Below are 9655 nucleotides of genomic sequence, written 5' to 3'. Positions count from 1 at the left end.
GCCCTTGGATGAAGCGGTCTCCCGTCCGTTACCGCACCGGACACTCTAGCCGATCCGGCGCAACATGACTTACAAGGGTGACGGTGATGGATATGCGCACGCTGCATCAACATCGTCATTGCGAGCACAGCGAAGCAATCCAGTCTGTCACCGCGGCAAGACTCTGGATTGCTTCGCTGTGCTCGCAATGACGAAGAGCCAGGCAGCGACGCATTCTCTCTCTTGTCCCGGACGCGCTGCAGCGTGAAACGCTGCTGCGCAGAGCCGGGATCCACGCGACACGCAGCGATCAGCAAATTGGGCCCCGGCTCTGCAGCGCACCGCCGAGAGGCGCTGCGCTGCGTCCGGGGCAGGAGAGCATTTGCGCAGGTCGCTGCCGCACATCCCGCCACTAACCCGACCACGGCGTTCTCACCAAACGCGCCTTTACATCCGCTCCTCGGTAACTTGCATTTTGCAAGTCACTAACCTACGCTCCAGCCATGCAGCCCAAATCCCCCTCCATCCTCGAATGCCCGGTCGGCCGCACCGTTGAGACGGTCGGCGAATGGTGGAGCATCCTGATCTTGCGGGATGCCTTCCAGGGCACGACGCGGTTCGACGAATTCTCGCAAGGCCTCGGCATCGCGCCGAACATCCTGTCGCGGCGCCTTGCCCATCTCACCGAGAGCGGCATGTTCGTCCGCCGCCGCTATCAGCAACGGCCGCCGCGGTACGAATATGTGCTGACGGAGAAGGCGCGGGATTTCTTCCCTGTGGTCGTGGCACTGCTGGCCTGGGGCAACAAGCATCTCGCGCCGAAGGGCGAATCCATCGTGCTGGCGAACCGTAGCGACGTTCGCCCGTTCGATCCGGTCGTGGTCGACGCGGCCGATATGCGTCCGATCACGCTCGCCAATACGGTCGTCATCGCAGGCCCCCGCGCCAGCCGCGGGATGCGCGCGCGGCTGGCTTCGCTCAAAGCCATGAATCCGGCCGTCGCGCCGGCTGGAGACTGACATGCGTCGTATCGTCGTGACGGGAATGGGCGCGGTGTCGCCGCTCGGCTGCGGTGTTGAACTGTCCTGGCGCCGGCTGCTGGCCGGTCAAAGCGGGCTGCGTCCCCTGCCGGAATGGGCCCAGGCACTGCCCGCGCGCATCGCCGGTCTCGTGCCCGACAAGGCCGACGATGCGGACGGAGGTTTCGATCCCGCACAGGCCGCCGCGCCAAAAGACCAGCGCAAGATGGACCGCTTCATCCTGTTCGCCCTGCTCGCCACCGCAGAAGCGGTCGCGCAGGCCAAATGGACGACGCAGGACGCTGCGACGTTGGAGAGAACTGCGACGATCATTGCCTCGGGCGTCGGCGGTTTCCCGGCAATGGCGGAGGCGGTGCGCATCACCGAGCGGCGCGGCGCGCGCCGGCTCTCGCCGTTCACGATCCCCTCGTTCCTCGCCAATCTCGCCGCGGGCCACGTCTCGATCAAATACGGCTACAAGGGCGCGCTAGGCACGCCTGTCACCGCGTGCGCAGCCGGCGTGCAGGCGATCGGCGACGCCGCGCGCATGATCCGCGCCGGCGAGGCCGATGTCGCGATCTGCGGCGGCGCCGAGGCCTGCATCGACATCGTCAGCCTCGGCGGCTTTGCGGCGGCACGCGCGCTGTCGAGCGGCTTCAACGATGAGCCCGCGCGCGCCTCGCGCCCGTTCGATCGCGACCGCGACGGCTTTGTCATGGGCGAAGGTGCGGGCATCCTGGTGATCGAGGAGCTGGAGCATGCGCTGGCGCGCGGCGCCACGCCGATCGCGGAGGTCGTTGGATACGGCACGACGGCGGATGCCTATCACATGACGTCGGGGCCGCCCGATGGCGACGGTGCCCGCCGCGCGATGGAGATCGCGCTTCGCCAGGCGAACCTCGCGCCGGCAGATTTGCAGCACCTCAACGCGCACGCAACTTCGACGCCGGCCGGCGACGAGAGCGAGCTTGGCGCGATCGGCGCGCTGTTCGGCCGCAACCGCGGCATTACCGTCAGCGCGACCAAATCGGCCACCGGCCATCTGCTTGGCGCCGCCGGTGGTCTGGAAGCGATCTTCACCGTGCTCGCCCTGCGCGACCAGATTGCGCCGCCGACGCTCAATCTCGAAAACCCCGACCCGGGAGGGGACGGCATTGACATCGTCTCAGGCAGCGCGCGACCGCTGCCGATGCTCAACGCCATCTCCAATGGCTTTGGTTTCGGCGGGGTGAATGCCAGCGTGATCTTCCGCCGGATGGGCTAAACAAGAGGCCTTGCAATCGCAGCACGCTTCGTTACCAAAACGGGATGATTGAAACGAATTTCTGGCTGTTCCTGGCCGCAGCTTGTCTCATCGCCGCCGTTCCCGGCCCCGGTATTTTCTACGTCGCAGCACGGACCTTGTCCGAAGGACGCGCCAGCGGTTTTGCGTCAACCGCCGGCACGGCGCTGGGCGGGCTGGTTCATGTCGCCGCGGGCAGCCTTGGCATCTCCGCGATCATCCTTGCCAGTGCGGAGCTGTTCGCCGCCGTGAAATTCGTCGGCGCGCTCTATCTGGTCTGGCTCGGCATCAAGACGTTTCGCGGCGCCGGTCGCGCGCTGTCGCTCGACAGCGAGCCCGCCGGTGACAAGCGCGCCTTTCGCGACGGCGTGCTGGTCGAGGCGCTGAACCCGAAGACCGCCGCATTCTTCCTCGCCTTCATTCCGCAGTTCCTCGATGCCGCGGGATCCAACATCACGCTGCAATTCATCGTGCTCGGTTCGATCTCGGTGGCGCTGAACACGCTCGCCGATGTCGTCGTCGTGCTGATGGCCTCGGCGACACGCACGCAGCTGATTGGCAGGCCGCATCTCATGCGGCGCCTCACGCAAGGCTCCGGCGTCTTCATCGCGGGCCTCGGCCTCTCCCTCGCGCTGGCGCGGCGGCCGGCAAATGGATAGCGCCCCGCAAAGCCGCTTCTATGAGTCACACGACCTGCGGCTGCACTATGCCGATTGGGGCAATGACGACGCGCCCGTCGCCATCCTGGTCCACGGCGGCCGCGATCATTGCCGGAGCTGGGACCTCATCGCCCGCTCGCTTCAGCCGCATTTTCACGTGCTCGCGCCCGATCTGCGCGGTCACGGCGATTCCGACTGGACCAGAGGCGGCAGCTACGCGCTGACCGAGTATGTCTACGATCTCGCGCAGCTCATCCGTGTTGTCGCCGCGCCTCAGGTGACCCTCATCGGCCATTCGATGGGCGGCATGGTGAGCCTGATCTTTTCAGGCTCATTCCCCGAGCTGGTCTCGAAGCTGGTCGTGCTCGATGGCGTGACCATGCTGCCGGATACGCCGAAGCCGCCGACGCATGAGCGCATCAGCAAATGGGCCAGCCAGCTCGACAAGCTGCACGACCGCACGCCGCGCCGCTATTCGACCCTCGCGGACGCGGCCGCGCAGATGGTGCTTCACAACAAGCGGCTGTCCCGCGACCTCGCGCTGCATCTCGCCACCTACGGCGCGCGGCAGAACGAGGACGGCACCTATAGCTGGAAGTTCGATCCGTACCAGCGCGCCAGCGCGCCGCACCGGCTGTGGCCGGACGACCACGTCGCGCTGTGGTCGCGCATCACCTGTCCGACGCTGCTGCTGAATGCCGGTGAAAGCTTTCTGGCTGGTGCAAAGGCGGCAGGCCTGGAGCGCTACTTCCCGCAGGCGCGCGTCGAGACCATCGCCGGCGCCGGACACTGGCTGCAGCATGACAAGCCGCAAGAGGTGCTTGGTGAGATCCGGCGGTTCCTCGGGCTGGCCGAAGAGAGCAGCTAGCTCCGCTGCCGTAGGTTGGGCACAGGCGCAAGGCGCCGTGCCCACCACGGAGCCAGATTGCGACAATAAGCTTGGTGGGCACGCTTCGCTTTGCCCACCCTACGGGCACCGTCGTCGGGGAAAGACCTAGCTCAGCGTCCCCGAATGCACCCACCAGCCGGAGTGGTCGCGGCGGATCTGCTCGGCGGCGGCATGAGCATCGGCGGGCGCGCCGTAGATCGCAAAGCAAGTCGCGCCCGAGCCCGACATGCGCGCGAGCTTGACCCCAGCGGAGTCACGCAAGGCTTCCAGCACCTCGCCGATGACAGACTCGATCCGCAACGCAGGCGCTTCGAGATCGTTGGCCACGGTTTCGAGAACGTCGACCCAATCGGCAATAGAGGCGCCCTCGTCCGGCCATGCCGGGGCGTCGAGGACGGAGGTGGCGCCAACCAGCAATTCGCCGTTGCGCAGGCCCAGTTCCTGGAACACGTCCTTGGTGGCAACAGGCACGCGCGGATTGACCATCACGCAGGGCATGCTCGGCAGCGCGAGCGGCAGCAGCTGCTCGCCGACGCCGGTCATGTCGCAGGCGCGCGAGAACAGGCACACCGGCACGTCGGCTCCGGTCGCCAGCGCCACCTTCTGAAGGCGGGGATCATCGAGCGACAGGTTGTTGAGGCGCGCCAGCAGCCGCAGCGCCGCCGCGGCATCCGCCGAGCCGCCACCGATACCGGCCGCGACCGGGAGCACCTTGTCGAGCGCGAAGGCGCCCAGCTTCAGGTTCGGTACGGCTTCGGCCAGAAGCTCGGCGGCCTTGAACACGAGATTGTCCGCGGTATCGCCGCAGGCCGCGGCCAGCGGCCCGGTGGTGACGAGCTTCAGCTCGCCGCCCGGCTCCAGCGTCAGCCGGTCCGCGCAGTCGGCAAACGCGACCACGCTTTCGAGATCATGATAGCCGTCGGCACGACGGCCCACCACGCGAAGGCTCAGATTGACCTTCGCGCGCCCCTCTTCAATCAACGCCGGCATTGGCGACACGCCCCCAACTTCACTCAGACTAGCCGCCCTTGCCGTCGTCCTTCTTCTTCTCGGCCTGCGCCGCCGAAGAGTTCGAATTGTCGTCGGTGAGACCGTTGGCGATCTTGGCCTCGATCTTCGGAAGGTCATCCGGCTCGGGCTTGAGATCGCGGGCATGCGACCACTGGAATTTGGCTTCCAGCGTGCGGCCGACGCGCCAATAGGCGTCGCCAAGGTGATCGTTGATGGTGGGATCCTCGGGCTTGAGGTCGATCGCGCGCTCGAGGTTCTTCACCGCCTCCTCGTAATTGCCGATGCGGTAATAGGCCCAGCCGAGGGAGTCGACGATGTAGCCGTCGTCGGGACGCTGCTCGACGGCGCGCTTGATCATCTTCATGCCTTCGTCGAGATTCACGCCCTGGTCGATCCAAGAATAGCCGAGATAGTTGAGGACATGCGGCTGGTCGGGCTGGAGCTCGAGCGCCTTCTTCATGTCGGCTTCGGCCTTGCCCCACTCCTTGGAGCGCTCCTCGCAGATGCCGCGATAATAATACCAGACGCTGTTGGCCTTGTCGTTGCCGGGCGGCAGCACGTCGACGCCCCGCGAATAGGTCGCGCCGCAATCGCCGAACTTCTTGCGGCCGCGCTCGATATTGCCGAGCGCCATGATGGCTTCGAGATCCTTGGAATCGTCTGATGTGACGCCCTTGAGGATCTTGATCGCCTCGTCGGTGCGGTCGGCGGAATCCAGATCGATGGCGAGCTGGATCTGCGCATTGCGCTTCAACGGCGAGGTCGCGGGCACCCGCTCATAAACCTTGATCGCCATCTGCGGCCGCTTCACCGATTCATAGAGATCGGCGAGCGAGAGCAGCGCGAGCGGATGGGTCGGCTGGAGGTAGAGCGAGAGCTGGAGATAGACCAGCGCCAGATCCTCGCCGCCGCGGCGGGTCAGCGTGGCACCGATGCCGTAGAGCGCTTCGGCGGCGCCGGCTTGCGCAGAGTCGGCCAGCGGCGGCATCTTCTTGCCGGCCTTGGTGTCGCGTAGGCCTTCCATGATCAGCGGATGGCGGGCGAGCTTCTTGTCGAAAGCCTGGTAGACGGTGATCGCGGCCGCTGAATCCTTGTTGCGCGACAGCCAGCGCGCATAGGCCTCGGTGACGCGCAGCATGGAATCGTCGAGCTTGTAGGCGCGCTCGAAGCGGGTGCCGGCGTCCTTCTCCTTGCCGGAGAGCTCCAGGATCATGCCGGCATGGAGGTCCTTGAACAGCGGATACCATTCCGGACCGGCGAGCTTGTCGATGGTGGCGACGCCGCCCTTGGCATCGCCCGCGCCATAGGCGGCCCAGCCCGACAGCAGCGTGGCGACGAGATCGGTGATCGGACCGCGGATCGACTGGTTGATGTTGGTTTGCGCGGTCGCGTATTTCTTCATCTTGAGATCGTGCACCCCGACGACGAGACGCGCGACGCGGTTGGTCTTGTCGATGGTGAGGATGCGCTCGGCGAGCTTGACGGCCTCATCGATGTCACCGTCGGCAACCGACGAGATGAAGGCGCGATCGAGCAGCTCGTTGTTCTTGGGATCGGTGCGGAGCGCCGAGCGGTAGAAGGCGGCGGCCGAGGCGGCATCGCGCTCGACGCTGGCGTGGCGGGCAGCGAGATAGCTGCCGGAGGTCGTCAGCGACTTCAGATCGTTCCGGGTCGGAAATTGCGCCGCCGTATCGGACGGATGATCCGGCGTCTGCGCCAGGACCGCGCCGGGGACCGTCGCGATCGCTGTGCCCATGAGGGCGATGGCGGCAACAGTCCAGCGGTTGAAACGATTTGAGAACATCAGGGGCTCGCCTTGAGTTGTAGTGCCTGGGTTTGCAGCAGTAGGCCGTATCGCATGCGAACGCGGCCGGTGGCATGGGGACCCGGAACCGTCGGGCCGACAATGCCGCTTTTGGCGCTTCACCGCAAGGATTCGGGGATGCGCCCCCTCCGCACGCCCCAAACCGGCCGACAACGCCCCAAGGCGCTGCCAGTATGGCCTTATCGTGGCCGCAGGCCGCCGCAGGAGCCCGGTTCTCACGCGAACGTGCGTCACAATGCCGGGGGCACGTCACACAGGCCCCGGCTTGAGCGCTTTGGCCGATAATCCCGGCTTACATCGCCTCGTAGTTCGGACCGCCACCGCCCTCCGGCGGAACCCAGGTAATGTTGCCGTTGGGGTCCTTCACGTCGCAGGTTTTGCAGTGGACGCAGTTCTGGGCATTGATCTGGAAGCGCGGGCTCGAGCCTTCTTCGACCCACTCATAGACCCCGGCCGGGCAATAGCGATTCGAGGGACCGGCGAAGACGTCGTGCTCGGACGTCTTCTGGAGGTTCATATCCGTGACCTTGAGATGGACCGGCTGGTCCTCCTCATGGTTGGTGTTGGACAGGAATACCGACGAGAGCTTGTCGAACGAGATCTTGCCGTCCGGCTTCGGGTAGTTCTTCGGCGCGTGGCTCTTCGCCGGATCGAGCGTGGCGCGATCGGGCTTCGCATGCGACTGGGTGCCGAACAGCGAGGCGCCGAACAGCGTGTTGCACCACATGTCGAAACCGCCGAGTGCGACGCCGAGCACGGTGCCGAACTTCGACCACAGCGGCTTGACGTTGCGGACCAGGAACAGATCCTTGCCGACCGACGAGGAACGCCAGGCGTTCTCGTAGTCGACGATCTCGTCGTTGGCGCGATCGGCGGCGAGCGCGGCCGCGACATGCTCGGCAGCTAACATGCCGGTGCCCATCGCATTGTGCACGCCCTTGATGCGGGGCACGTTGACGAAGCCCGCCGCACAGCCGACCAGCGCGCCGCCGGGGAAGCTGAGTTTTGGCACCGACTGATAGCCGCCCTCGGTGATGGCGCGCGCGCCATAGGCGAGCCGCTTGCCGCCCTCGAACACGCCGCGGATCGACGGATGGGTCTTGAAGCGCTGGAACTCGTCGAACGGCGACAGATACGGATCGTCGTAATTGAGATGCACGACGAAGCCAACCGCGACGAGATTGTCGTCATAGTGATAGAGGAACGAGCCGCCGCCGGTCTTCAGGTCGAGCGGCCAGCCGAATGAATGCTGGATCATGCCCTTCTGGTGCTTGGCGGGATCGATCTGCCAGACTTCCTTGAGGCCGATGCCGAACTTCGGCGGCTCGCTCTTCGAATCGAGTGCGAACTTCGCGATCAGCTGCTTGGTCAGACTGCCGCGTGCGCCTTCGGCGAACAGCGTGTACTTGCCGAGCAATTCCATGCCACGGGTAAAGGAGTCCTTCGGCTTGCCGTCGCGGCCGATGCCCATGTCGCCGGTTGCGATGCCCTTCACCGCACCCTGCTCGTCATAGAGCACTTCGGCTGCGGCAAAGCCCGGATAGATCTCGACGCCAAGCGCCTCGGCCTTGCGTGCCAGCCAGCGGCAGACATTGCCGAGCGAGCCGATATAGCAGTGATGGTTGTCCATCAGCGGCGGCATGATGAAGTTCGGCAGCTTGATCGCGCCGCCGGCCGTCATCCAGTAGAAGCGATCGTCCTTGACCTGCGTCTTCAGCGGACAGTCGGAATCCTCGCGCCAGTCCGGAATCAGCTTGTCGAGCCCGGCCGGATCGATCACGGCGCCGGAAAGAATATGCGCGCCGACCTCGGAGCCCTTCTCCACCACGACGACGTTGAGATCGGCGTTGAGCTGCTTCAGCCGGATCGCAGCCGCCAGGCCTGAGGGGCCGGCGCCGACGATGACGACGTCGAATTCCATGGATTCGCGCGGGGGAAGTTCTTCGGTGCTCATCTGATCTCAGCCCTTGAGACGGTTCCTCGTCATTTGCGCTCCCTTGTTTCCGATTTTTCCGGGTAGGACAACCACGGAAATGCGTTCCGCTGGGATGCAAGGCGGCCTAAGATGAACTAATAGTCTGACTTTCCAAATGACCCCCGAGCCCGCGCCCACCGTCCGAGAGCTTCTCGCCTTCTATCTGGAGGCCGGTGTCGACTGCGCGCTCGCGGAGGAACCGATCGACCGCCTGGCGGAATTGGATGCCCCGCCTCCGCCCCCGCGCGCCGCACCTCCCATCGAGGCGCCACGTCCTGTCGCCGCACCGGCGGTCATGCGCGGCGAAGCGGCACCTGCGCCAGACATCGCGATCGCCTCGGCGCGCGAGGCCGCGCGCACCGCGCCGACGCTGGAGGCACTGCGCGAGCTGATGCAGGGTTTTGAAGGCTGCGCGCTGAAACACACCGCGACGCGGCTGGTGTTCGCCGACGGCAATCCGCAGGCACGCATCATGTTCGTCGGCGAGGCGCCGGGCCGCGACGAGGACATCGAAGGGCTGCCTTTCGTCGGGCGCAGCGGCAAGCTGCTCGATTTGATGATAGGGGCCATAGGCCTCAACCGCACCACCGCATACATCGCCAACGTGATTCCCTGGCGGCCGCCCGGCAACCGCACGCCGACGCCGCAAGAGACGCAAGTGTGCCTGCCCTTCATCCAGCGCCAGATCGAGCTGGTGAATCCCGACGTGCTGGTGACGCTCGGCAATCCCTCGACGCAGACGCTGCTGTCGACGCGCGAAGGCATCATGCGCACCCGCGGGCGCTGGTTCGAGTACCAGACCGGCCAGCGCACCATCCGCGCACTGCCGACGTTTCACCCGGCCTATCTGTTGCGCTCGCCATCGTACAAGCGCCTGGCCTGGCAGGATCTGCGCGCGATCGCGAAGGTGCTGGCGGGCGCGTGAGGGGCTGAGCGCTCCCTCCCCGTCATTGCGAGGAGCGAAGCGACGAAGCAATCCAGACTATCCGCGGAAAGATTCTGGATTGCTTCGCTGC

8 protein-coding genes are annotated in these 9655 nt (G+C 65.7%); 5 read left to right on the top strand and 3 right to left on the bottom strand.

The window, feature by feature from the left end; all coding sequences use genetic code 11:
• The first annotated feature begins 482 nt into the window (after positions 1-482).
• From JQ627_RS33565 to JQ627_RS33550, 4 genes are read left to right on the top strand one after another with little or no spacing between them, the layout of a single operon-like run.
• Complete coding sequence (locus tag JQ627_RS33565; RefSeq protein WP_212488639.1) at positions 483-998, top strand: helix-turn-helix domain-containing protein; 516 nt, start codon at positions 483-485, stop codon at positions 996-998.
• Between the two features lies 1 nt (position 999).
• On the top strand, positions 1000-2262 hold the full coding sequence (gene fabF, locus JQ627_RS33560; RefSeq protein WP_212488638.1) for a beta-ketoacyl-ACP synthase II: 1263 nt from the start codon (positions 1000-1002) through the stop codon (positions 2260-2262).
• A 44-nt stretch (positions 2263-2306) separates the two neighbouring features.
• The gene (locus tag JQ627_RS33555; protein WP_212488637.1) at positions 2307-2939 is read left to right on the top strand and encodes a LysE family translocator; all 633 of its coding nucleotides are present in this window, start codon (positions 2307-2309) and stop codon (positions 2937-2939) included.
• Positions 2932-3807, top strand: coding sequence for an alpha/beta fold hydrolase (locus JQ627_RS33550; RefSeq protein ID WP_212488636.1), 876 nt, complete (start codon positions 2932-2934; stop codon positions 3805-3807). The genes JQ627_RS33555 and JQ627_RS33550 overlap by 8 nt, the downstream gene beginning before the upstream one ends.
• 126 nt (positions 3808-3933) lie before the next feature.
• On the opposite strand, the gene JQ627_RS33545 is transcribed toward JQ627_RS33550, so the two are convergent.
• From JQ627_RS33545 to JQ627_RS33535, 3 genes are all read right to left on the bottom strand, one after another.
• Positions 3934-4818 (bottom strand): 4-(cytidine 5'-diphospho)-2-C-methyl-D-erythritol kinase, encoded by an 885-nt coding sequence (locus JQ627_RS33545; RefSeq protein WP_212488635.1) that lies wholly within the window; start codon positions 4816-4818, stop codon positions 3934-3936.
• Between the two features lie 28 nt (positions 4819-4846).
• Positions 4847-6643 (bottom strand): tetratricopeptide repeat protein, encoded by a 1797-nt coding sequence (locus JQ627_RS33540; protein ID WP_212488634.1) that lies wholly within the window; start codon positions 6641-6643, stop codon positions 4847-4849.
• A gap of 313 nt (positions 6644-6956) precedes the next feature.
• On the bottom strand, positions 6957-8618 hold the full coding sequence (locus tag JQ627_RS33535) for an electron transfer flavoprotein-ubiquinone oxidoreductase (RefSeq protein ID WP_212488633.1): 1662 nt from the start codon (positions 8616-8618) through the stop codon (positions 6957-6959).
• A 136-nt stretch (positions 8619-8754) separates the two neighbouring features.
• Here JQ627_RS33535 and JQ627_RS33530 point away from each other — a divergent pair, with 136 nt between their 5' ends.
• Positions 8755-9564 carry a uracil-DNA glycosylase family protein gene (locus JQ627_RS33530; protein WP_212488632.1) on the top strand — a complete coding sequence of 270 codons (810 nt, stop codon included), beginning with the start codon at positions 8755-8757 and terminating at the stop codon, positions 9562-9564.
• Positions 9565-9655 lie beyond the last annotated feature (91 nt).

It is taken from the genome of Bradyrhizobium liaoningense, from assembly GCF_018130785.1.
GTDB classification, from domain to species: domain Bacteria; phylum Pseudomonadota; class Alphaproteobacteria; order Rhizobiales; family Xanthobacteraceae; genus Bradyrhizobium; species Bradyrhizobium liaoningense_A.
The sequence above is the reverse complement of the archived record's forward strand: the minus strand, read 5'-3'. Positions and strand labels throughout refer to the sequence as shown.